At 45.2% G+C, this 23,627-nt stretch carries 16 protein-coding genes, 2 tRNA genes and 2 pseudogenes; 4 read left to right on the forward strand and 16 right to left on the reverse strand.

Going from position 1 to position 23,627, the window contains the following annotated elements; all coding sequences use genetic code 11:
- Positions 1–6: 6 nt before the first annotated feature.
- The 4 genes from nhaD to HMPREF1536_RS23035 form a co-directional block, all read right to left on the reverse strand.
- Positions 7–1,416 carry a sodium:proton antiporter NhaD gene (nhaD, locus tag HMPREF1536_RS23020; RefSeq protein WP_028728902.1) on the reverse strand — a complete coding sequence of 470 codons (1,410 nt, stop codon included), beginning with the start codon at positions 1,414–1,416 and terminating at the stop codon, positions 7–9.
- Between the two features lie 102 nt (positions 1,417–1,518).
- A complete protein-coding gene (nfo, locus tag HMPREF1536_RS23025) occupies positions 1,519–2,355 on the reverse strand; it encodes a deoxyribonuclease IV (RefSeq protein ID WP_028728903.1) in 837 nt (278 codons plus the stop codon).
- Positions 2,356–2,392: 37 nt separating this feature from the next.
- Positions 2,393–2,869, reverse strand: coding sequence for a PaaI family thioesterase (locus tag HMPREF1536_RS23030; RefSeq protein WP_028728904.1), 477 nt, complete (start codon positions 2,867–2,869; stop codon positions 2,393–2,395).
- A gap of 173 nt (positions 2,870–3,042) precedes the next feature.
- Positions 3,043–3,582 (reverse strand): pyruvoyl-dependent arginine decarboxylase, encoded by a 540-nt coding sequence (locus HMPREF1536_RS23035; protein ID WP_028728905.1) that lies wholly within the window; start codon positions 3,580–3,582, stop codon positions 3,043–3,045.
- A gap of 294 nt (positions 3,583–3,876) precedes the next feature.
- Here HMPREF1536_RS23035 and HMPREF1536_RS23040 point away from each other — a divergent pair, with 294 nt between their 5' ends.
- Complete coding sequence (locus HMPREF1536_RS23040; RefSeq protein WP_028728906.1) at positions 3,877–4,536, forward strand: superoxide dismutase; 660 nt, start codon at positions 3,877–3,879, stop codon at positions 4,534–4,536.
- A 202-nt stretch (positions 4,537–4,738) separates the two neighbouring features.
- Entirely contained in the window at positions 4,739–5,110 is a 372-nt protein-coding gene (gene trxA, locus HMPREF1536_RS23045; RefSeq protein ID WP_028728907.1) for a thioredoxin, read from the forward strand.
- A gap of 84 nt (positions 5,111–5,194) precedes the next feature.
- On the opposite strand, the gene HMPREF1536_RS23050 is transcribed toward trxA, so the two are convergent.
- Positions 5,195–6,601 carry a Gfo/Idh/MocA family protein gene (locus tag HMPREF1536_RS23050; protein ID WP_028728908.1) on the reverse strand — a complete coding sequence of 469 codons (1,407 nt, stop codon included), beginning with the start codon at positions 6,599–6,601 and terminating at the stop codon, positions 5,195–5,197.
- A gap of 230 nt (positions 6,602–6,831) precedes the next feature.
- Between HMPREF1536_RS23050 and HMPREF1536_RS23055 the strand changes: the two genes are divergently transcribed.
- Together HMPREF1536_RS23055 and HMPREF1536_RS23060 are read left to right on the forward strand one after the other, a co-directional pair.
- Positions 6,832–6,905, forward strand: a tRNA-Thr gene (locus HMPREF1536_RS23055).
- 46 nt (positions 6,906–6,951) lie between these two features.
- Positions 6,952–7,034: transfer RNA gene (locus HMPREF1536_RS23060), tRNA-Tyr, on the forward strand.
- 426 nt (positions 7,035–7,460) lie between these two features.
- Here the strand turns inward: HMPREF1536_RS23060 and HMPREF1536_RS23065 are convergent.
- The 11 genes and pseudogenes from HMPREF1536_RS23065 to HMPREF1536_RS23115 all read right to left on the reverse strand — a co-directional run bounded on the left by HMPREF1536_RS23065 (position 7,461) and on the right by HMPREF1536_RS23115 (position 23,615).
- Positions 7,461–8,459, reverse strand: a complete 999-nt coding sequence (locus HMPREF1536_RS23065) for a glycoside hydrolase family 130 protein (RefSeq protein ID WP_028728909.1) — start codon at positions 8,457–8,459, stop codon at positions 7,461–7,463.
- A 36-nt stretch (positions 8,460–8,495) separates the two neighbouring features.
- Positions 8,496–9,254, reverse strand: a pseudogene (locus tag HMPREF1536_RS23070) (sodium:solute symporter); the annotation flags it as partial.
- 102 nt (positions 9,255–9,356) lie between these two features.
- The gene (locus tag HMPREF1536_RS23075; RefSeq protein ID WP_046151773.1) at positions 9,357–11,168 is read right to left on the reverse strand and encodes a reverse transcriptase/maturase family protein; all 1,812 of its coding nucleotides are present in this window, start codon (positions 11,166–11,168) and stop codon (positions 9,357–9,359) included.
- A 567-nt stretch (positions 11,169–11,735) separates the two neighbouring features.
- Positions 11,736–12,932 (reverse strand): annotated as a pseudogene (locus HMPREF1536_RS23080) (sodium:solute symporter family transporter); the annotation flags it as partial.
- Positions 12,933–13,124: 192 nt separating this feature from the next.
- Positions 13,125–14,012, reverse strand: a complete 888-nt coding sequence (locus HMPREF1536_RS23085; protein ID WP_028727389.1) for a beta-propeller domain-containing protein — start codon at positions 14,010–14,012, stop codon at positions 13,125–13,127.
- 82 nt (positions 14,013–14,094) lie between these two features.
- Positions 14,095–14,967 carry a 3-hydroxy-5-phosphonooxypentane-2,4-dione thiolase gene (gene lsrF, locus HMPREF1536_RS23090; protein ID WP_028727388.1) on the reverse strand — a complete coding sequence of 291 codons (873 nt, stop codon included), beginning with the start codon at positions 14,965–14,967 and terminating at the stop codon, positions 14,095–14,097.
- A gap of 37 nt (positions 14,968–15,004) precedes the next feature.
- Complete coding sequence (locus tag HMPREF1536_RS23095; RefSeq protein ID WP_028727387.1) at positions 15,005–15,619, reverse strand: DAK2 domain-containing protein; 615 nt, start codon at positions 15,617–15,619, stop codon at positions 15,005–15,007.
- Positions 15,620–15,628: 9 nt separating this feature from the next.
- A complete protein-coding gene (locus HMPREF1536_RS23100; protein ID WP_028727386.1) occupies positions 15,629–16,645 on the reverse strand; it encodes a dihydroxyacetone kinase subunit DhaK in 1,017 nt (338 codons plus the stop codon).
- A 36-nt stretch (positions 16,646–16,681) separates the two neighbouring features.
- Complete coding sequence (locus HMPREF1536_RS23105) at positions 16,682–17,002, reverse strand: hypothetical protein (protein ID WP_028727385.1); 321 nt, start codon at positions 17,000–17,002, stop codon at positions 16,682–16,684.
- Between the two features lie 45 nt (positions 17,003–17,047).
- The gene (ccsA, locus tag HMPREF1536_RS23110; RefSeq protein WP_028727384.1) at positions 17,048–19,492 is read right to left on the reverse strand and encodes a cytochrome c biogenesis protein CcsA; all 2,445 of its coding nucleotides are present in this window, start codon (positions 19,490–19,492) and stop codon (positions 17,048–17,050) included.
- A gap of 112 nt (positions 19,493–19,604) precedes the next feature.
- Positions 19,605–23,615: an SUMF1/EgtB/PvdO family nonheme iron enzyme gene (locus HMPREF1536_RS23115; protein ID WP_028727383.1), complete on the reverse strand. Its 4,011-nt coding sequence runs from the start codon at positions 23,613–23,615 to the stop codon at positions 19,605–19,607.
- Positions 23,616–23,627: the final 12 nt, after the last annotated feature.

Consider the following 23,627-nt stretch of genomic DNA (forward strand, 5'->3'; position numbering starts at 1 on the left):
ATAAGTTTAAGCGAATAATAGCATATATACTGCCGCACCGCAAATATAACCAATCAATGCCAGAATTGAAAATCGCTTTGTATAGTACATAAAATCTATCTTCTCCAATCCCATCACCGTTACACCGGTTGCCGACCCGATAATCAGGATGCTACCACCCGTTACGGCACAGTAGGCCAGGAAAGTCCAGAAGCCGCCGTCAGCCACAAAATACTGTGCATAAGGAGCCAGATCGGCCGCCTGCTGCACAACAGGGTACATACCCATCGTAGCCGCAACCAAAGCCACGTTGTCCACACAAGATGACAGTACACCGATAACAAAACTGATCAGATACGGATCATGTACATGCTTATCGAGATAAGCGGACATCAACCCCAGCTGCCCGGATGTTTCCAGAGCTCCGACAGCCATCAGGATACCCAGGAAGAAAAAGATAGTGGCTAAGTCTATATTAGGCAATAACCGGGAAATACGCAGTTTCTCCGACTCATGCACATGCAAACGGCTATACATGATATCGGTATAGATCCACAGGATAACCAATCCCAGCAATACGCCCAGGAAGGGAGGTAAATCCGTCACCATCTGGAAGACAGGGACTAATGCCAGTGATAGCACACCGATCACAAAGATAGTACGCCGTGCCCGGTTCGATATTTCGGGAACAAACTCGTCCGCCATTTCCTCTTCACTCATTACACGCAGCTGCGAGTCTTTCTTGAACAACCAGAAATGAGCGATAGTAAGCGGAACCAGCATATTGACCAGGGCGGAAATGAATACATGCGATATCTGATGCATCGCCGTAATATTCTTACCTACCCAAAGCAGGATCGTCGTCACATCACCGATAGGCGACCAGGAACCGCCGGCATTGGCCGCAATAATGACCATACAGGCATACTTCAAACGGTCTGTCCGGTCGGGAACCAGTTTACGGAGTACGGCCATAATCACGATAGCCGCCGCCAGGTTGTCCAGTAAGGCAGAAAAGAAGAAAGTAGCTATACTGATATACCATAACAATTTGCGTTTATTGGCAGTCCGGATATATCCCGTAACAGCCCTGAAACCACCATGTTTATCTACAATATCGACGATCAGCATGGAACACATCACAAAGAACAATGTTTCAGCAACATTACCCAGATGGTAGACAATAGAACGGTTGGTTATAAAATTAATAAACTGATCTTTCGCCGGCAGGTTAGCCATATCAGGATTCTGCGCCAGAAACTCGGCAAATAAAGGATTAGCACGTTCAACAAAAATATTATAGGCGTCAAACATCAGGATCATCCACAAAGAAATTGCCATAAAAAGGGCTGTCGCTGCCTTATTGATCTTGATCTTATCTTCAAGCGCAATAGCCAGGATACCCACAACGAAAATAATTGGCATTAATATAAACATAGCTGTTAATGTATTTATGTCGACCTTCTTACCGAAGGGACTTATTAGTATATGGAAAAAGAGGAGACTTACAAAAGTGCCCCTTCTCCCTGTAATTCTCTTCTATAAAGTGTATAAATAACTGATCTCCTCCGCCCAGATCGACTCATCAGGGGTTTCCAGAATCAGTGGTATGTCGTCGAAACGAGGATCTTGCATGAGCATTTTAAAGGTTGTGATGCCCATCACTCCTTTCCCTATGCTGTCGTGCCTGTCCACACGAGTCGCCAGGTCTTTCTTCGAGTCGTTGATATGCATTCCGCGCAGATAAGAGAAACCGATCACCTCGTCGAAATGACGGAAAGTATCTGTAAACCCTTGTTCTGTTTTGATGTCGTATCCCGCAGCCAGCGTATGGGCCGTATCGATGCAAACCCCTACCCTCGATTTATCTTCAACCTTGTCGATAATGGCAGCGATCTGTTCAAACGTATATCCCAGGTTCGTACCCTGTCCGGCCGTGTTCTCTATGACGGCACAAACACCGGCGGTCTGGTCGAGTGTCCAGTTGATCGACTCGGCAATACGTGCCAGACAATCGTCGACAGACAGTTCGTTCAGATGGCTTCCCGGATGGAAGTTCAGGCGATCCAGTTCCAACTGTTCGCAACGTTGCATCTCATCCAGAAAAGCATCACGCGACTTTTGCAACCCTTCCGGATCGGGATGTCCCAGATTGATCAGGTAACTGTCGTGCGGAAGGATATGCTTCGCTTCATAACCGAATTCCGCACAACGTTCCTTAAACAAGGATATACTTTTCTTTGTCAACGGGGAAGATTTCCATTGACGCTGGTTTCGGGTAAAAAGGGCGAAAGCTTTCGCCCCGATAGCATGCGCGTTCAGCGGTGCATTTTCTATCCCACCTGACGCACTTACATGAGCTCCTAAAAATTTCATTTGTTAATCGTTTACTTTATTCTTTTTGTCTACTGATCTATTTTTCATCTTCGGTCTTGCAGCCTGCAAAATGAAACTTCTCCGTTGCCTGTTCTTTAGTGACAACAAAATATACGATATCCGCACGCGAACAAAGTTCGTTCTGCGAGTTGTATATCTCCGTTTCAATAAATATAGCATTCCGTTTCTGCTCTTTGATGCGCCCCCGCACCATCAAGCGTGGTTCGCGGGTCGAGATGCTTTTCAGGAAGCGTGCATCCAGGCGGGATGTTACCCCCGACGTCTGCAATTTCCTCAATACTACCCAACCGGCCAGTTCATCCATCATAGTCGTCTGGATTCCCCCGTGCAATGTATCCAACCATCCCTGATAATGACTTTCAGGCTCCCAGAAAGCAACAATGTCATCATCTTCTTCGTAAAACTCCATGTGAAGACCTTGCGGGTTTTCAGGCGCACACCCGAAACACATATAGCCTTCCAGTCCCTCCCAGGGATTAATAATCTTTTTCATACAACAACAGCTTTAAACGGATTGTTTCTTAAATAAAGAAAATTTTATAGCATAAGTCCGATACAAATATAACAAACTTACAGCGAGTTTTCCGGCTGGAAGCAAAAAAACAGAGATAAAGACTAAGCCTTACCTCTGTTTCCCCTACTAATAATCAGGTATCTCGTTTATCTTTATTCTTCGATTACAGGCATTAAGAAGTCTACAAAACACAGGGCAGCCAAAGCTGTACCGTATCTCTTCTCGATGGTAATACCTTCTGTTATAAAGTTAAGCTCACCCAGATAATACTTACCGTACGTTTTCTGATGAAGATCGTTGATTACACGGATCAAACGTGACTCCAACTCTTCGATACGATAACGGCCGCTGACCTCACATACCAGGGCTCCTACCTTCTCATCGAAGTTTTCGTCCTTGTACATCCAGGCGTAAACCACACCGGCAGATACAAACTCATCCTGATACCCGTGAGACACGGCCATAATGGTCTTCAGTTCCGTACCAAATGGAGGAAGGTCTATTTCATCCATGGTAGCAAGATGTGCAGTGGCGGGTATAACAGACGAATACGTCATAATGTTAAAGTCTGAAATACCAGCATCATAAAGGGCCATGTGATAAGAACCTGCATGTTTTTCCAGATCCGAGTCACCACTACCCTTTGTAATAAAAAAGGTGTTTGGAATTAAATTCCCAACTTTCTTTACCATCTACAAATATGTTTTACTTATTAATAATATTGAGGGCACAAAAATAGAAACTTCTTCGGGATTATTTTCTATACAAATGATAAAAAAACAGCTTTTTACATATTATTATTCATTTTATTACATGCCCGACCGAAACAAGCTGATAAATCGCTCTCTTTGAGGGTAAAAGTTAAGCCGGATAAATTTTATCTATCGTTTAATCAAAAAAAGTTATAGCAAATCCCCCCTCCCGGCATGAACAAATAACGAACCGCCGATGTTAGATTAGTAGAAACAACATAAAACATATTGGTTATGCTTACATTATGTCTTAGTTTATTATTGTTGATCACAAATAACAGTAATTATAGTCAAACAACAAATAAAAAAGAAGAAATTATGAAATTCGAATTAATCCAATTACCCTATGCAGCCAATGCGCTGGAACCGGTTATAAGTAAAGAAACTATTGAGTTCCATCACGGAAAACACCTTCAGGCTTATGTAAACAACCTGAATAACCTGATCCCGGGAACCAAGTTTGAAAATGCTCCTCTCGAACAGATCGTAGCTGAATCAGACGGTGCTATCTTTAATAACGCCGGACAGATACTTAATCACAATTTGTATTTCACACAGTTCTCACCCAAGGGAGGCGGCAAACCATCAGGCAAATTAGCAGAAGCTATCGACAAGACCTGGGGTTCGTTTGAAAACTTCCAAAAGGAATTTAACACAGCAGGTGCAGGTTTGTTCGGTTCCGGATGGGTATGGCTGGCAAAAGATAAAGACGGCAAACTTTCAATTACCAAAGAAGCTAACGGTAGCAACCCTGTTGCCAAGGGGCTGACTCCAATTCTGGGATTCGACGTATGGGAACATGCTTATTACCTGGATTATCAGAATCGCCGTCCCGATCATCTGGCTGCCTTATGGAAGATCGTTGATTGGGATGCCGTTGGCAAAAGATATTAATATTAATAGTAGTGTAAAGTAAAACCAGATAAGGCCGTCCGGAGCAAGTTTCTCCGAACGGCTTTTTATTTACATCCTGTTATCCGAAGTAATAATGTCAATTATTAAGGAAAAACAGCCAATTGTTACAGGAATAAAGGGTTGTAACTTTGTTATGTAAATAGAAGCAAGAATAATAACTAAATAACGAGGAGTTATAATTATGAAAATTAATGAGTTAACAAAGCAGGAATTTCTAAGTAAAGTAGCCAACTACGAAGCAAGCCCCGACAAATGGGTGTACGAAGGTGATAAACCTTGTATCGTAGACTTCTTCGCTACCTGGTGCGGCCCTTGCAAAATGATCGCCCCTATCCTGGAAGAGCTGGCCGACGAATATGCCGGAAAGATCGATATCTACAAGGTAGATACGGAGAAGGAAGAAGAACTGGCCGCCTCTTTCGGTATCCGGAGCATACCTTCCCTTCTGTTCTGTCCGATGGGTGAACAACCGCAGATGGCAAGAGGAGCCATGAGCAAGGCTGATTTCAAAAAGGCCATCGAAGAAGTGCTTTTGAAGAAAGAAGAAAAGTAAACATACGCGTTCAATGTAAACTCCTGAAAGTACAGGCCTGTGTAAGCAGGCTCACTTTCAGGAGTTTTTATGTTGATGAGTTTGTTATCCGTGTAATACACCCTGCATATCGATCACAGGCCAGGGCTTATAGTCGCGCCAGGCACCCCGGGTAAAGTCGGGGATAGCCACCGAACAACTCTTATTCAGCACAGAGCGTTCGCTTAACTCCACGATACATGACCAGGCAGCAGCATCGTAAACGCTCTGATCGAGCGGGTAACCGTTTTGAAGGCAATAGATCAGGCGCCAGTCCATGATAAAGTCCATACCGCCATGACCGCCTACTTTCTTGGCCCGCTCACCGATATATTTACTTAACGGATGTTCGTACTGCGCCATCACATCCTTATGATCCCCCTCTTTCAGGTACGAATGTGTATCGGGCTGCACAGCCACTTTTTGGTTAGGGTACTTAACGGCCATCCCTTTCGTGCCCTGCACCAGATGGATACGCGAATAAGGACGCGGCGAAGTGGTGTCGTGCTGGATCATGATAGACTTGCCGTTCACGGTGTGAATGATCGTCGTATTCATATCCCCCAGCATATAACGTTCCGAATGCGTGATACGTTCGTCATTCTCCAGGTTTTCTTTGGCCCAGAGTGACAGGCCGTATTGGTTGGTGGAGACGGAAGAGAGATAATCCATCCGGTCACCCTGGTTGATACCCATTATCTGGGCGACAGGCCCCAGTCCGTGAGTCGGATACGGGTTTCCGGTGTGGTATTTACTGTATTCAAGCCGCCAGTGTTTATAATAGCCTTTAAACTTCTCGCCTCTCAAGTCGTGTATATAGGCACCTTCGGCATGGATCACGTCGCCCAGCAAGCCCTGACGGGCCATATTCAGGGTAGCCAGTTCAAAGAAGTCGTAACAGCAGTTTTCGAGCATCATGCAGTGAAGCTGGGTTTCCTCGGCTTTGTCCACCAGCGCCCAACAGTCTTTTACGGTGAGGGCGGCAGGAACTTCAATAGCGACATGTTTACCATGATCCATAGCGTAAAGGGCGATAGGGACATGCAGTTCCCAGGGGGTGGCATTGTAGATCAGGTCGATATCATCGCGTTGGCAGATCTTTTTCCAATCTTCTTCGCCGGTGTAAGCAACGGCTTCTTTCCGGTTACTGTTCTTCAGGGTTTTCTGGCTGTTTTCCACCCGCTTAGGGTTCAGGTCGCAGATGGCAACAATCTCCGTGCCATCGATTTGCGCCAGACGTTTCACTGCTCCCGCACCACGTCCGAGACCGACAACGCCGATGCGGACAGTTTTTAAAGGTTTGCATCGCAATCCTAATACAGATTTCCCTTTCGAAGGCGGACTGGCATCTTCCGCCTGAAGCGGCAATGTTCCTACTGCGGCCGGAGTAGCAGCTCCCAGCTCTTTACCTACAACGACAGCGGCACTTCCGGCCAGCGATCTTCTTAGAAATTGTCTTCTGTTAATACTCATGGAAGTAGATTTATAGATTAAGTAAATATGTTTTCAATTGCCAAAATAAGAATTTATTTTCACTCTTACTATTTTAAATAAAAAATTATACATTCTTTATCATTAGCAATCAGAGACATAGCTTGCTATTGAAGAGGAAGCAGAGAAAAAACACAGAAAAAAACACGCTTACCTATTGCATGGTTTAAAATATTCACTACCTTTGCACTCGCAAAACAGAAATACTGAATGCCTCTTTAGCTCAGTTGGCCAGAGCACGTGATTTGTAATCTCGGGGTCGTTGGTTCGAATCCGACAAGAGGCTCAAAGGAAAGATAGAGATCGATCCTATAAAACGAAAGTTTTGCATTGGGCAGTTACCAGAGTGGCCAAATGGGGCTGACTGTAACTCAGCTGTCTTTCGACTTCGGTGGTTCGAATCCATCACTGCCCACAGAGAACCTCAGGAATTTATTTTCTGAGGTTTTTTGTTTTAAATATACCGACACTTTTGTCATTCCCCCCTGTTCTTTTTCCCGAAAGATATAGACTTTTTACACAGATATACTTGCTTCTTATTGTCAGGATACCCGTTTCAGCCCATTTTACACCCCCATCTCAACGATGCGCACACCCGGGTGTCGGTGGCGTCGAGACCCGGGTGTCAAGCAACATTTACTACTATCTATTTGATTTTTAGTAGTATACTTATTAAAAAGAAGTAGTGGTCTGAGCAACTTTTTAAACAAAGAGTGATAGTAGGGTGATAGATCAGTGATAGTTAAAAACAAGAACTGTCACTACCTCAAGGATTGATTTTCAAAGCAAAAATCCAACCCGTGATAGTAGTGACAGTTATTTTCAAAAACACTAAAGTGAATTACACGATAGAAGTCTTCTTTGTAAATTCAATGATTTCGCTGATACGGCCGAAGGCAAGGCCGGTAACAGTATCCGCACAACCATAATAGATTGCGATACGGTCTGATTCCGGATCATGCAAAGCGGCACACGGGAATACGACGTTAGGAACATCCCCCATACATTCGTAATCCTTCTGCGGAGACAACAGGTACGGACCTGAACGGAATTTCACCTTCCAGGGTTCGTCCAAATCCAACAGCGCAGAACCGAAGCTATATACATAGCCATTGCAGGAACGCAATACACCATGATAGATCAGCAACCAGCCTTCCGACGTCTCGATAGGGATAGGGCCTGCACCGATCTTCATACACTGCCAGGCGCTGTCTTCGAATGCAGCCGGAGACATTACATGGCGATGCTTGCCCCAGAAACACATATCCGGCGATTCGCTGTAGAAGATATCGCCGAACGGAGTATGACCGTTGTCGCTCGGACGGCTCAACATGGCAAAGTTGCCGTTGATCTTACGAGGGAACATCACACCGTTACGGTTGAAAGGCAGATAAGCATTTTCCAACTGGTGGAATGTTTCGAAATCGAATGTATAGGCCACTCCGATCGTCGGGCCGTGATAGCCGTTACACCAGGTAACATAATAGCGGTCTTCGATAAAGCAAACGCGCGGGTCGTAAGCATAAACAAACTCACCGATCTCTTTGTCGTCGCACTCGAATTCGAGCTTCGTTTCCGAGATATTCCAGTGGATGGCATCCGCACTAAAACCGACATGCAGACGCATGCGGCGGTTGGTATCGTCGCAACGGAACACACCGGCATAACCACCCTTGAACGGAACGACAGCACTATTAAATACACTGTTGGAAGTAGGAAGGATATCGCGGGGAATAACGGGATTCTGCGAAAATCTCCAGATCACATCCTTACAATCAGCCGGGCGATCTTCCCAAGGCATATCAGGCAGCGGCTCGCCTATAATTTTCAGTTTATCCATTTCTTATTGATTTGTTATATAATTGACAATGCAAAATTACTTCTTTTCGTCCAATTTCAACTCTTTCATCAACTCATTATACTCCACTTCGTCTTTGCTCATCTTGTCGTACCAGTTCTTTTTCAGAACCAATGTAGTGATGGCAAGGATCAGAATGCTTGTAACCAGCGGCATACCTTCACGGATAACGATATACATCGGAATAATGGTCAGACACATCTGCCAGATGATACCGACAGCCACGTTGAACATATCGCGTTTGAAATTCTTATTCGCCTTCACCTGCGGATATTTGGCAACAACCTTGTTGTAAACCGGCTTCCAGAATCCCCACGGACGGACGGTGATGTAGAAACGTTCCAATGTTTCATCTTCAACAGCCGGAGAAGCATAGGTGCCGACCAGACAACCGATCAGTGAAACAACAAGCAACACCGGGAAGTAGAATAATGGCAGCATCGGCGCATTATTGGCAAACTCTCCCACTCTTTCCACAAAGTGACCGTCTACCATCGTATAGTTATCGAAGATGAACGGGCAAACCATAGCCGCCAGAATACCGGAAATCATTCCCCAGAAATAACCGTTACCGTTGAAACGCCACCAATGCCATTTCAGCAGGTTGGCCGCGATATAACCACCATACAGGGCAGAAGTGATCCATTGCAGCACCGAGTTCACGCTCTCCACAAAGAAACCGATCACGACGCTGACCACCACTACTCCTACGGTCACGATGTAACTGGCACGGATCATGGTCTTGTTGCTGGCATTCGGATTGATATATTTTTTGTAGGCTAAGCACCCAGCGCCTTGTCATATTTCTATGGTAGGTTTCCAAATGCTCGCCCCCGAACCGGACTTACACCTCTCAGCGTATCCGGCTCTCCACTAATTTTAGTCTATCTTTCCGTCATGTATCTTTTTGTGACAACTCCTGCACACGGCAATCGTTTTGCGTTTGCGGGCAATCATGTGTCGTTCCCAGCTTTCCTTACCCTGCAAGTTCTTTAGTTTCCTTACATGGTGCATAACAAGGTCGTCTGTCGCTCCACATAATTCACACTCATGGGCTTTCAGCCTTTCAACAAGACTTGTCCGCCCCGCAGTATAAATTGTTCGTGGCATGGTGTCACATTCCGATTTATAGGTGGGCTTCTTGCGTTTGAAGCCACCGTCGTAAAAGTATCTTTCCTTTACACCTGTTTTAGTCATGTGCTTTATGATAAACCTACCGTTCTTACGATATTTCTTGTTTACCTTGCGTGTGCGGCACTTATATTTGCCTGCAAACGTTTTGTACATGCTGTATTCCATGATGTACTTGAAATTATTCAAGGCATGGGCACAGTTGTTGGCTATGGAGTAGTAATTATAGAAACCCACGATTTCCCGATTATAGCTATCAAGGATTTCAAGGTCGTCATTGAATATCAGTCCCGATTTACATTTCGGTTTCCATATTTCCTTTCCGTTACGGTTTGTCATTTCCAAGACTCCCCAATCGAACAGTTTTTTACGGACAGTTTCCATACTGACATTCAAGCAGACCCTTTTACCATAGGTTCTTCTTAATCTACCCCGTTTATCACGTCTTTGGTCGTTGGACTTTCTTACAGTAATTTCATATCCGAGAAACTTGGCAGGTCTTTCGGTATGGGTGACAAGTGTCTTTTCATCAGACAGTTCCAATGCCAGTTTATCAGCAAGGAAGTTTTTAATATCTCCCTTTATCTGTTGCGCATCTTGCTTACTTCCGATAATTCCCACGAGAAAATCATCTGCATATCTCGCATATTTCATTCTCCTGTAATCGGCATCCATTTCTTCGCCATTGGGATATTTAGCCCGTCCTTGTTCTATTGCTTTCAGTTCAAGGATTAGCTTTACCCTTTGCCTTTCGTCTTTTACGGACTTCAATCTTCGCACAATACGTTTTCTTGCATTGCCGAAGTCCAAACTTTCTCTACTGAATTTTCGTTTCTTCCCTTTATCGAATTTGGCTATGTATTCCTTTATATACTTATCCAGCTTGTCAAGGTATATATTAGCCAATATCGGGCTGATGATACCCCCTTGCGGTGTGCCACTGTAAGTATTGTGGAATTGCCATTCTTCGATATATCCCGCTTTCAAAAACTTGCGTACTAAGCGTATGAAGCGTTCGTCCGCAATGCGCTCCTTGAGTATGTTTATTAATACATCATGGCTTATATTATCAAAGAAACCTTTTATATCTCCCTCTACAAACCACTTTGCACCGCTAAACTCCTTTTGGATGTGAGTTAATGCAGTATGGCAGCTTCGATTGGGTCGAAACCCATGCGAGGTGTATTCAAAATTTCCCTCGTATATGGCTTCCAATACCATTCTTACTACTTCTTGTATTAACTTGTCATTGAAAGTCGGTACGCCAAGAGGTCTTTTCTTACCGTTTTTCTTCGGTATGTACACCCTCTTTGACGGTTGGGGCTGGTACGTTTCATCTTTTAACGTATCAATCAACTTTTCAATTCGTTTCAGGCTCATGTTGTCAATGGTCTGACCGTCCGAACCTTTAGTCATGTTGCCCTCTTTGGCGTAGATGTGCTGATAGGCAACATAGAACATTTCCTCATTGAACAAAATTCTGTAAAGACGTTCAAACTTGTAGCTTACATCCTTACTGTGTTCTGATAGACTGTTTAATACTCTTTCTGGACTTCTCATAATGTCTCTCACATTTTCCGTTAATTGTATTAATAATTAGCTGCTTCCCTTCGCCATGTACAAGGCGTTACCTTGCTCGGACTACTATGGAAGCTCCGTTACCACTCCGAATTTTCATAGGTCAAACCTAATAGCCTTTCGGCACTTCGGGATAGGTAATCCCCGTTTATTACATCGTAACTGTTGGCATGATAGATTGTCGGATACGACTTCCGTCCTTCACTCGCTTACTGCGGTTGTGTCGTGATAAGTTCTTGCTACATTCATACCTATACACTGAAGTAGTATCACGATATGGCGATTGATAGTTACCTTACGCCATAGCCTAAAGGGGAACCACTCGGACTATCGTTTAATCAATTCGGACTTTATCCTCATATCTATCTTTTCATCTCGCCATTCAGTCGCAGTTTGGTAACTAACTGACTTATGACTTTTCCGACATGCTACACTCCCTGCTCGGTTAAGTTTTCCCGAAAACAGATAAGTCGGCTGATGATAGGTTATTTTCAAAGAACACTTTCCTAATCTCTTGCCAAAGAGATGTTTACGATGCAACCTTTACGGGCGCACATAGATATCATTTACAATATAAGCAGGCGCCGCATTAGCCGTAGAAGCAAAAGTAGACATAAAGGCGGCAAGCAATCCGGCAAGCAGCAATCCGCATACTCCAACGGGCACGAACTGGTTGATGGCATTCGGCAGGATCAGCTCGAAGTCGATCGCCCCGGTCTTTGTCGTCAAGTCCAGATCTTTGAAGAAAGCCAGCGCCAGAATCGTAAATCCCATAATCATCAGGTAACGCGGGATAAGCAGGATGACAGGGACAGAACCGCTCATCAAGGCTGCTTCCTTACCGTTACGGCAGGAAAGGATCTTCTGCATATCGTAGTTGGGGGCAGGCCCCGCCATACTGTTGAACACTCCTTTGAAAAGCATCATCATAATAAAGATCCCGAACAGGCCGAACTGGTCGTTCATTATCTTGGTATTTACGTCGCTGAAGATGTCAGTCCATTTCAGATCGAGGTTCCATCCGGGAACCAGGCTATCCCAACCGGCAGGTACAATGGCTGCGATCGTTTCCGGGCTCACCTTCATCATAGCGATAACGGCAATCGTTACACCGGCCACAGTCATAATGGCAAACTGAACCACATCCGTCCACACGATACTCAGCATACCACCCAGCATCACATAAATCGTGGCAATAGCCGTAAAGAATATACCATACGCATGCGGCACATATTCGGCCGGAATATTGAACGGTACGTACTGGGAAACAAAATCCCAGGGGAAGAAGATCTCCATGAATTTACCTACGCCGATAAAGCCGTAGCTCAGGAAACCCAGCACACCGATCAACGCGTAGATCACTACGATGGTATGGGATAAATTAGCTCCTTTGTTCTTTCCGAAGCGTGTCTGAATCCATTCCGCCCCGGTCAGTACATTCGACCTCCGCAACCAGACCGACAGGTAAACCATCAGGAAGATCTGGTTGAATACGGGCCACAGCCAGGGAATCCAGGCACTTTTAATTCCATAAATAAAGGCTAGCGTAACCATCCACATGGTACCAGAGATATCGAACTGGCCGGATGCGTTAGACAAGCCTAACATATAAAAAGGTAATGTTTTTCCTCCTAAAAAGTAGGAGTCCATGTTTTTCGACGCCTTTTTCTTCAGCACAAGGCCGATGACGATCATTGCCACCAGATAAAGTGCAATAATGAAAATGTCGATGGGTTGCAATTTCATGATATTGAATTTTGTTATTAGGTTTAACGTTTGGCAAATATAATATAAAAAACGGAAGGGGGAATGCCAAAAAACAATTAAGGAACGCAGATAACGCAGAATACGCAGAGAAACGCAGACTTTTTATTAATTACAATATTGTCTGCGTTCATCTGCGCTCCGTCTGCGTAGTCTGCGTTCCTAATTATTACTTTAATCGATCGGACAAACTGAAGAGATCATACCGAATGTATCGTTGTCATTCAGACTCCAGATAACTTTATTGTTACCGTCTATTTCCATCAACTGCGGATTGTTCGATTCCTTTGCACTGGGATCGTGTCCCTGCCAGTTACAGATATACAAGCCATTGTTTGAAGTTGGCAACAACTGGGCAACAAAGAATAAAGAAACACCTTCGATGTCCTTTTCTCCGATTCTACGGATCACTTCGCCTTTGTCCAGGTTTACTTCCATCAAGGAATGTCCGTCGCCACAAGCAACCATGTAGTTGCCGTTGTTCAGCAATACCGTACCGTACGGGGTACCTTCCAACTTAGTTGTCCGAACCAGTTCGCCGGCCGGAGAGATTTCGCGTACTTCAGAAGTAGCGAAAAGAGGCATCAGGTAGTTGCCAGCCTTGTTCTTGTTCACCTGACGGAACTGAGCGTGCGGGTTCTCGATACCTGTTTCATATTCCGTTTCCGAAAGGATTTCACCCTTTGGGCTTACTTCCATGATTTTAGCCGGATGTCCGCACCAGGCCAGCAGGTAGTTTCCATCAGGCAATATACGTGCAGTCTGCATTTCGCAAGTATCCGGTGCCGGGATATTCCATAATTCCTTTTGATCGCGGGTGATCAGTTTAGCCCCCTTCTTATAGGCAAACAAGATGTTACCGTCCGGGGTTGCCACAGCCGAGTTACACTCCCAACCTTTCTGTATGGGATGTTCCCATTCGATTTGCTTCGTATCCTTGTCAATAATGACGATCTTATTCCAACCCGAACCGGCCAGTAATAACTTCTGAGCCTTTTGCTGGCAAGATGTTGCTGCAAAAAGGAAAAGAGCAGAGCACAGTAATGTGAATATTTTTTTCATGGTAATTCAATATGTATTATGTTATGTTCAAATACAACGAGGGGCAGAGCAGAGCCCCGCCCCTTCGAAGTGTATCGTTTGATTATTTAGATAAATCCTGGAACAGTTCAAATCCCTGCTGAGGAGTCAGATTCTGATGAACCACTGCGTGAACAGCCTGGATCATAGCAACCGGATTTTCAGACTGGAATACGTTACGTCCCATATCGACACCGGCAGCACCGTCGTTGATCGCTTTGTAACACAGATCCAATGCTTCCAGTTCGGGTAACTTCTTACCGCCTGCAATTACAACAGGAACCGGGCAGGCAGCAACTACCTTTTCGAAACCGTCGCAATAGTAAGTCTTCACGATGTTTGCACCGTTTTCAGCACAGATACGTGAAGCCAGACCGAAGTAACGGGCGTCGCGTGCCATCTGTTTGCCGACAGCTGTCACACCCATCACAGGAATACCATAACGTGCACCTTTGTCTACCGCAGCAAACAGGTTGGCGATCGTTTTAGCTTCGTGCGCTTCGTCACCGATAGCCAACATCACAGCCATAGCTGAAACGTTCATACGGATAGCATCTTCGATATCGATCACTACGTTATCGTTCAGTTCAGTCAGGATAGATGTACCTGCATCCGAACGCAAACAGATCGGTTTGTTTGTTGTTGTCGGGATTGAAGACTGAAGAATACCGCGTGTACACATGATACAGTCTGCATATTCGATCAGCGGTACGATATTCAGGTCGATACGTTCCAGACCGGAAGTCGGGCCCATAATGAAACCGTGGTCGAAAGCCAGCATAACCGCTTTGCCTGTTTTCGGGTTGAAGATACGTGATAAACGATCTTTCATACCCCAGGAAAGGTTTTCAGCACCCTTCACATGGAAGCTTTGCTGCGCGGAGCTAACACCTAAACCAAAGTTACTGCCTTCTCTCAAATCATCTAAATCTGCCATTTTTTCTATTTTCTATATTAAAAAGTTAATTACTTAATTACAATGCTTCTGCAAAAGCAGCCAGCATACAGCTCCATGAAGTAGCACCGCTATCGGCATAACCGATCGAGCGTTCGCCGTAGTTACGGGCACGTCCGAAGTTCGCTTTCATGTTTACGGTCTGTTCAGCTCCCTGAAGGGCAGCTTCAGCACCTGCTGTCATTACTTCCTTGATATCGTCGGATGTAGAAGCTTCGATTGCTTCGATTGCCGGGATCAGGGCGTCCATCATGGTTTTATCACCCTTCTTAGCCTGTGTCTGTTTCTGCACGTTTGCAAGACCTCCGGCGAACATCTTCTTAACAGCAGCCGCATCCAGTTCGGTTCCGGCAGCGTTATCGCTCATACCCAAGAAAAATGCACCTAACAGGGTACTTGTCGATCCGCTTGTTTCCAGCATCACGCCAAATCCCATATCATTCAGCATAGATTTGAATTCCGTTCCTTTTTCCGAAGCCTTAACAACAACAGAGAAAGCGGTTACGATAGCTTGTCCGTGATCACCGTCACCGATTACCGCATCCAGTTTAGAGAATTCGTCTTCACGGGCTTTGATATGCTTTAAGGCGTTAGTCAGCATACCTCTGAAACCCTCAATAGTCAATTGTTTCATGTTATTTGTTTATTTACCAATAGTTGTCCAATATGGTGCGTTTGCACTCTTGTTCTTTAAATAATCGATATGATCTGCGTCCAGAATACCCATGATCATCTGGAAACCGGCTTGTTCCTGTACAGTCAGGATTTCCTGGATACGGCCGAATACTACTTCCATGCCACGAGCTTCCAGTTCTTTGTAAGCTTTGCGGAAGATAATATTCAATTCCATGTGGGTAGTTGCACCTACGCCGTTGATGATCAACATCATCTTGTCACCGGCTTTCGGCTGTAACTGCTGGCACAACAGGTCGACCATTTCAGCAGCAGTAGCATCGGCAGATACCAACGGTTTCTGACCGCCACCACCTTCACCATGCTGTCCCATACCGATTTCCATGATACCGTCAGGAAGGTCGGTGATCGTAGCATTGTTCTGCGGATGCGTACAAGAACGCATAGCAACAGCCAGAGTTGCAGCTTTTGCATTGTAACGTTCGCCGATCTCGATCAGTTCGTCGATAGACTTGCCTTCGTCGGCAGCAGCACCCAGGATCTTGAACAAAGGTACGCAACCAGCCAGACCGCGACGGTCGTTAGTCGGAGCACCGATACCTGCACTGATGTCATCGTGAGTCAGGATCTGTTTCACCTTGATGCCTACACGTTCTGCCAGCTGGCAAGCCATGTTTGCGCTCATCACGTCACCTGAGTGGTTCAATACAACCAACAGGATACCGGCTTCACGCTTCATCAACTGCAAAGCCTGGAACAAACGTTGTGCACCCGGAGCAGCAAAGATATCCCCTACTACAGAGCAATCCAGCATACCGTCGCCAACGAAACCGCTCAATGCAGGTTCGTGACCGGAACCGCCTAATGTTACGATAGCTACTTTGTCTTCGCTTTTCGGATTGGCACGAACAACGATGTTTTCAGCAGCCAGCTTTACCTGTTCAGGGTAAGCCAATACATAACCTTCCAGCAACTCCGGAGTTACTTGTTCGGGATCATTTATAAATTTAGTCTTAATTTCTGCCATGGTATTTTCCTCCTTGTTTTTGTTTAGGTTTATAAATTATTTGATTTCCATTAACTCGATAGCAATGCCTTCTTCTTCGATGAAAGCAATAGTAAGATGTTCGTCGCAAACAGCCGGGCCAAAGATAACTTTAGCATCCTTCAGCGCCTCGTCCAGTGAAGGAACAGTATAAGCGATATGACCATTTGATTTAACCAGATCAGGCAAGCAGCTCGCAGCAGGATCGTCAAATTTCAGGAATTCGATCTTGTTAGGGCTTTTGCTGTAATCGGTTAACCATACGTTCAAACCTTCGTTGAACATAGCACCTTCTTGGTTTTCGTTGGTAATGATACCTACATGATTAAATGTTCTCATGATCACTAAAATTTAATGTTTAACTACTATTTAATTAATTCTACTTTATTCTTTATCCTTTGTTTTGTTATATCCGATCCTCGACAATATAGCCAAGACGATGACAACAGCACCGGCCATATACAAATAAGTAAAGATACCGTGTACATTATCGTTCTGTCCGTACGAATGCATACCGCTCAGGAAATAGTTCACTCCGAAGAAGGTCATCAATACGGAAGCGAATGCCACTACCGAACAAAGATTGAACAACCAGTCGCTATACCAGCGTTTCACCAGATGAAGGTGTGTTACGACCGCGTAAACAACCATTGTGATCAGCGCCCAGGTTTCCTTCGGGTCCCATCCCCAGTAACGTCCCCACGACTCGTTCGCCCAAACGGCACCGAGGAACGTTCCGACCGTCATCAAGGCCAATCCGACCAACAGCGACATCTCGTTTACGATAGTCAGCTCTTTTACGCGGGTTTTCAGCAAAGCTGTATTTTTCTTTCCGGCAATACTTGTCATCACCAGGTTAGTCAAACCGATCAGGCAGCTGATACCAAAGAAACCGTAAGCAGCAACGATCACAGCCACATGGAACATCAGCCACGGAGATTTCAGTACGGGAACCAGCGGGTTGATTTCCGGATCCATCCAGTTCAACCCCGAAACGAACAGGATAATACCCCCGAACAAAGTGGCCAGAGCGAATGTAACCGTACTGCGTTTCACGAATAACAAACCAGCCAGCACGGTTGCCCAGGCAACATACACCATTGTCTCATACGAGTTACTCCACGGTGCATATCCGGCAATATACCAACGCATCCCCATCCCATACATATGGTAAAAGAACACGGTCAGCACAGCAATACCCAATATCCAGAGACTTGCCGTCATCCATTTCTGCTGTTTGAACAACATGGCAAACGAAAGTACCAGCATCAATCCACCCAGGATCAGATAACCGATCTTGCAATAGCGGAAGATATCCATTTTATTATACTTCAGTTCCGCCTGTATCTTCTTCGGTGAAATATCCAATGTCTTGTTCTTTGCCTGCTGGTAAGTGCCGATCATATCGATCACTTCATCCGATTTCGACCAGTCGCCGTTTTGCAGGGCATCTTGTACTTCGGCCAGATACCAGTCAAGGATACGGGATACGAACAAAGAGTCTTTGCCGGTGAATGCCGACAAGTCGTCCCCCGGCGCATACCATTTATGATTGGGATCGTCTTCCTTCGGGAAAAGGTTCAGCATCTGATGGTTGATCAACTGATGGAAGATATTGATTTGTTCGTCCAGTTTGAGCAGGTCTTTATCGAAACGACTGCGTTCGGCAGGCATCTTGTTGTAGGCCTCTTCCAATTTCTCCTGCAATTTATAATTTCCGTTGTTGTCGAATACCTGCAGATAAGCACATTCGCCGTCGGTCAGATCGTAATAATTTGCCAACTCCTGGTTAGATAGAGCGATAAAAGGAACGCGCATCCACATATCCGGCATCGCCAGCATACTCAGCAGGAACTGGTCGGAGTTCATCTTGCCGATCTTATCCGCCTTATGCAGTTTACGAAGTATTTCGGAAGAGAAAGTATTGACAGGCATCATACGGCCACTTCGCGACTGTACGGGTAGAGAACCGAACTTGGCAGCATGTTCCGGAGTAATCATATATTTCTGTACGGCATCCAGCATAGGAGACTTTTCTTCTTTCGCCTGTATCGATGTCGATACAACCAGCAACACCAGTACCATTGCCGCAGATTTTGCAGCCGAACGCAGTTCTTTCAGACGACGGCTTAATTTCATAAAGCGGGTGTTCTTCCCTATCAGGGAAATGATCAATCCGATTACCAACATAAGATAACCGGTATACGTTATATTCCGTCCGGCCACATCACGGTTGACGGAAAGGATGGTTCCGTGTTCGTCCGGATCATAAGAAGCCTGGAAGAAACGATACCCTTTTACATCTAATACATTATTCATAAATATCCGTTCACGGCGTGTGCTACCGTCTACATGAACCAGCACTTCGCTTTCATAGGCAGACGGACTTGATGAACCGGGATAACGGGTTAAAGTAAATTTCTCGAGTTCCACAGTAAAAGGTAAGGTATGGAAAGTGGTCAGATCGCCCGAGCGGACTGCTATCTGATCGGTTGCTTCGCCTTCGCGAAGGTGAAGGATGCCTTCTTCGCCGAACTGGAAGGATGTGAGGGCGCCCAGAAGGATCACAATAAAGGCAGTATGAACAACCAGCAATCCCCATCTGCGCTGTTTGATATACTGGTATTTGATAAGAACGGCTATAAAATTAACCACTAAGAGGAATTGCAACAGGAAGAATAACGGGGAATAATAAATCATTGCTTTGGCAGCTGCTGTTCCATGATACTTTTCTATAAAAGTGGCGACAGCCAGACCAAAACCGTAAATGAGTAACAAGACGATTGTCGTTACAAAGGAAGATAGTATTCTTTCGAGAGTTGCTTTCATTTGTTGTTTTATTAAGTTATGTCGCCAAAGATAAGAATTTTCAATTAAGTGACCCCGGCCACGCCAGGGCCACTTAATAGATTTTATCTATGTCTAGGACATATCTTGCAGATTAGTCTTCGATTATAACACGGAAACCAACATTAAATACACGCTGATACGGATAGTACGCTTTACGTGCATAAGAAGTAGAGAACTTCGGACGTTCGATATATGAACCACCACGAACTACCTTGTGGTCGGAAGTTACTTTAGCCTTTTCATTATAAGGATAAGGAACATAATCTGAACGAGTCCATTCTGAAACATTACCATGCATGTTGTACAAACCGAACGGGTTAGCTTCGTAAACCTTTTCGCCTGTCTGGATCAACTGACCATCGTCTACACCTTCTTCTTTCGGCAGATAAGTATAATACTTGTACCAGTAAGAATTAGGAGACATCGGTTTCGGGTCTACACCACTTACTGCGAACAGCAAAGTAGTCTTGTCAGCCAAGTTTTCGTATTTACCAAAGTCTGTATTCATATTACCATACCAGAAATCACCATCGCTACCTGCGCGGCAAGCCCATTCCCATTGTGCTTCTGTCGGAAGCGTAATGTTCAAACCTGTCTTTTCGCTCAGTTGCTTGCAATAATCCATAGCATCGTTATAGTTTACACGGATAACCGGTTGATTCGGTTCATTAGCCGGATAACCCTGTACCACGTGGTCTTTCCACAACTGGTCAACGAAACGGCTGTCGTGATCCGGATAGATAACATTGAACTGTTGGTTCGTTACTTCCATTTCACCCATCCAGAATGCTTTACCGATCTTCACCTTAGCAGTAGGATAAGCATCCGATTCGCCCTGGTAGCTACCCATTACGAATTCACCTGCAGGGATACGAACGAAGTTGATCTTCACACCCGGAGCGATCTCAACCTCTTTGCGGTTGCTCTGTTCCTTAGCAAGCATCTCTTTGATAGCAGCCTTATCGAACGGCCAGCCTTTAGCCTTCACAGTCTTTTCCTTTACAGGAGCAGCTTTTTCAGGCATTACCGGAGTGATCGGGCCTTGAGCTTTCAGATAAGAAGCATAGTCTGCGATTTCTTTCTTCCAGTCTACACCCATGCCGTTAGCATATTTGTCAGTCAGTTCTTTACGACGCTGGATCTGGTCGAATCCCTGATACGGGATGATTTCCTTACCCAAAACGTTTGCATCGAAGTAACCTTTATCAGGAGCGTTATAGTCGATCCAGTTGTATAGTTTCAACCATTCTGCGTCAGTCAGCTTCACATTGTGGTGACCCTTCTTCAGGATACGAACCAGTTCGCTGGTGTTCGGATGATATTCATACGGCTGAAGAACAACCATATCACCTTCACCACCCTGACGGTGTACGTACGGATGAATGTTCAGATAAGAGGTACCATAACCCAGTTTGTCTTTCTTACCGCCACGCAGGTCGAATGCTTTGCCTTCGCCATTGTGACAAGCGATACAAGCACGATCCAGGATCGGCTGAACTTCCAGGTCGAAAGTGAATGAACGAACACCACCTTCAGGAGCCTTCAACGGAGTAGCCGCTTTCTGTGAAGCGATCACACGCTTAGGAATAGGTATCTGGTTCTGGTCTTCATGACAACCGATACAAGATACAACTTCACCCGGCTGACCTGTAAACCAGCTACGCATCCACTGAACAGCTACGCCATCTTTGTCGATCGGCTGGATAGAGATCGGAGTATTAGCCGGAACTTTGAAGATAACCGAACCGTCTTCTTCAACAGGAACAGTACCCAACAAACGTTTGATATCCCAACCACTCTGGATACCATGCCAGTTGTGGTCTGAACGAGTCTTCACATAAGCATATTCGTAAGCATGCAGACGAAGTTCTTTCACTGTTCCGCGAGGAATACCACGCAGGCCTTCGCCTTCATAGATATCCTGAATAAATACAGTAGCTTCCTTCTGGTCTAACTTAACACGATCAGGAATTGACGGTGGGGTTTTTGCTTCCTTCACCAGGATCGGGCTGATATAACCTTCACCTTCTGCCTGCATCAAACAAGTAACGTTATCATAAACGTCCACCAGATAAAGTCCCCACAATGACTGCGGATCCAATTTAGCTGCAACCAGGAAGTATTTATCACTCAAAGCTGTCGGTTTAACGAACTGCGGCCATACACCGTTCACCAATTCGTCTTTGATCAGCTCCTGGATAGGACGGTTACGGTGAGGAATTTCCTGTACCATACCGGCTACACTCTTACGTCCCTTAGACGGATCGAAAACGATCAGACGTCCTGAACGGGCTACACCGTGGTGACCGGAGATAACGCCTACGAAAGCAGACCCCTGTCCGGGCAACGGCTGAATATCGAATGTACTGTTCGGGAACATAGCACCGCTACCATAAAGGGCTTTGTTTTCTGTTCCGTCCGGGTTCATATGCATTACGATACGAGAATAGTAGTGAGTCAGGTCGGTATATTCCCAACGAGTGTACATTACACGTCCGTTGTTCATTACAACCGGGTTCCAGTTGGCATCCTGGTCGAATGTCAAACGGCGCAGATTTTTATTCTCGGGAGTATAAAGAACCATGTTTCCTACAGGGTCATCACCACTAACGCAAGGTACACCCTGGTAACCGATGTTAGAGTTGGCAATAACGCGTCCGTCAGGAAGGTAAGTACCATCATAGAATTCCAGATCCGGCTCTTCGTTTTCAACGAGCGGTTTGTAACCTGTTCCATCCAATTTCACTTCGTATACATTCCAACGTCTGTCTTTCTCTCCCATCAGGGTAGTAAACATCACGCGGTCTGCATCCCAGTGCATTCTCAGGTCGGCGATAGAAGCATCCTCTACCTTAGGACGGAAGATACTCTTCATCTGCATGTCACCACGCAGGTCGCTCAGTTCGACGATCTCAGCATTAAATCCGCTACGACGAGCCGATTCCTGGTTACTCCAGTTATTAGCCTGCGTACCCAGATCCGGAGCCATAGCCTGACGAGCTCTTGAACCTAATTTATAACGAACAGCAACGATCTTGTCTGCATCCAACAGCGGGTTACCCAACAGGATAGCCTTTTTGTTATCCAAAGCCTTACGGGCATTAGCTAAAGCCTGCTCGTCTCCTTTATAAATACCGCTGAAACCTTTCTGTTCAAGTTGTACCAACTCGTTCAGTAGTGTTTCATATTTAGCTGCATCGAAACCTTTCTGCTTTTTCATGTCTGCAAAAGCCAACTTAACAGCTTCCACATTCAACCATTCAAGGTCGTTCTGAACAGCATAAACATCCTGAATCTTTTCAAACAGTTCCAGATATTTACGGATCTGTGTATTCACATCCTTTTCAGAAGCGATCTGCTGGATAATGCTCTTATAATAAGAACCGTCTTTCAGCTTGGTGATCAAAGACTCTACTGCTTGTTTCTCAACAGAAGCATCAGGAGTGATCAACCAGGTATCCAGGCCGTCCATCATAGCACCCAACATACCGATCTGTCCCGGATATTTAGCGATCAACTCGTCACCTACAAATTTAGGAACGACATTCAAAGCCTGGAAATATACGCTACCACCGGAAGAAGTATCATCGATACCTACTTCAGCTTCAAAGCGAACATATTTACCTTTTACCGGATAAACCAATGTTCCGTTTGCATGACAGAATACACCATGTTTGTATTCTTTTCCTGCAATAAAGATCTCATGGTCATAGGCATTCACATTCATTTTCGGTTTAGCCCAGCCGGCCACACCATATTCGAAAGGAACTTCATCCAACCATACGGAAGAACCGTCGGCTGCAATCAAACGGGCATTACCCCAAACAGCTTGGTCGTAATCAGAACCATCCGGGCCACCGGCAGTGATAAGCACCAACTTATCCACGCCTTTCAAATCAACCACGAACGGTTCAGCCTTTTCTTTATGCTTCTTAAAGGTAGAAATGATAGGCATACCTGCCTTCTGAAGCTCATTACGCAGTTCCGTCTTGGCCTTGATGGAGGCATCAATCCAGGTATCCGCCTTTTTTTGCTTCGGAGCAGCCGAAGCAAAAAGAGAGGAAGATAAGAAGAGTGATACTAATAAAAAATATTTATTCATGTATCTATTAAT

The sequence above is a fragment of the Parabacteroides gordonii MS-1 = DSM 23371 genome (assembly GCF_000969825.1).
Classification (GTDB): domain Bacteria; phylum Bacteroidota; class Bacteroidia; order Bacteroidales; family Tannerellaceae; genus Parabacteroides; species Parabacteroides gordonii.

What these genes read in the sequence shown, in the direction of transcription:
- nfo (WP_028728903.1), bottom strand. Translation starts at nt 2,355, where the DNA reads ATGAAATTTTTAGGAGCTCATGTAAGTGCGTCAGGTGGGATAGAAAAT.
- ccsA (WP_028727384.1), bottom strand. Translation starts at nt 19,492, where the DNA reads ATGAAAGCAACTCTCGAAAGAATACTATCTTCCTTTGTAACGACAATC.
- HMPREF1536_RS23040 (WP_028728906.1), top strand. Translation starts at nt 3,877, where the DNA reads ATGCTTACATTATGTCTTAGTTTATTATTGTTGATCACAAATAACAGT.
- HMPREF1536_RS23050 (WP_028728908.1), bottom strand. Translation starts at nt 6,601, where the DNA reads ATGAGTATTAACAGAAGACAATTTCTAAGAAGATCGCTGGCCGGAAGT.
- HMPREF1536_RS23100 (WP_028727386.1), bottom strand. Translation starts at nt 16,645, where the DNA reads ATGGCAGAAATTAAGACTAAATTTATAAATGATCCCGAACAAGTAACT.
- HMPREF1536_RS23035 (WP_028728905.1), bottom strand. Translation starts at nt 3,582, where the DNA reads ATGGTAAAGAAAGTTGGGAATTTAATTCCAAACACCTTTTTTATTACA.
- HMPREF1536_RS23115 (WP_028727383.1), bottom strand. Translation starts at nt 23,615, where the DNA reads ATGAATAAATATTTTTTATTAGTATCACTCTTCTTATCTTCCTCTCTT.
- HMPREF1536_RS23075 (WP_046151773.1), bottom strand. Translation starts at nt 11,168, where the DNA reads ATGAGAAGTCCAGAAAGAGTATTAAACAGTCTATCAGAACACAGTAAG.
- HMPREF1536_RS23085 (WP_028727389.1), bottom strand. Translation starts at nt 14,012, where the DNA reads ATGAAAAAAATATTCACATTACTGTGCTCTGCTCTTTTCCTTTTTGCA.
- HMPREF1536_RS23065 (WP_028728909.1), bottom strand. Translation starts at nt 8,459, where the DNA reads ATGGATAAACTGAAAATTATAGGCGAGCCGCTGCCTGATATGCCTTGG.
- HMPREF1536_RS23095 (WP_028727387.1), bottom strand. Translation starts at nt 15,619, where the DNA reads ATGAAACAATTGACTATTGAGGGTTTCAGAGGTATGCTGACTAACGCC.
- trxA (WP_028728907.1), top strand. Translation starts at nt 4,739, where the DNA reads ATGAAAATTAATGAGTTAACAAAGCAGGAATTTCTAAGTAAAGTAGCC.
- nhaD (WP_028728902.1), bottom strand. Translation starts at nt 1,416, where the DNA reads ATGTTTATATTAATGCCAATTATTTTCGTTGTGGGTATCCTGGCTATT.
- lsrF (WP_028727388.1), bottom strand. Translation starts at nt 14,967, where the DNA reads ATGGCAGATTTAGATGATTTGAGAGAAGGCAGTAACTTTGGTTTAGGT.
- HMPREF1536_RS23105 (WP_028727385.1), bottom strand. Translation starts at nt 17,002, where the DNA reads ATGAGAACATTTAATCATGTAGGTATCATTACCAACGAAAACCAAGAA.
- HMPREF1536_RS23030 (WP_028728904.1), bottom strand. Translation starts at nt 2,869, where the DNA reads ATGAAAAAGATTATTAATCCCTGGGAGGGACTGGAAGGCTATATGTGT.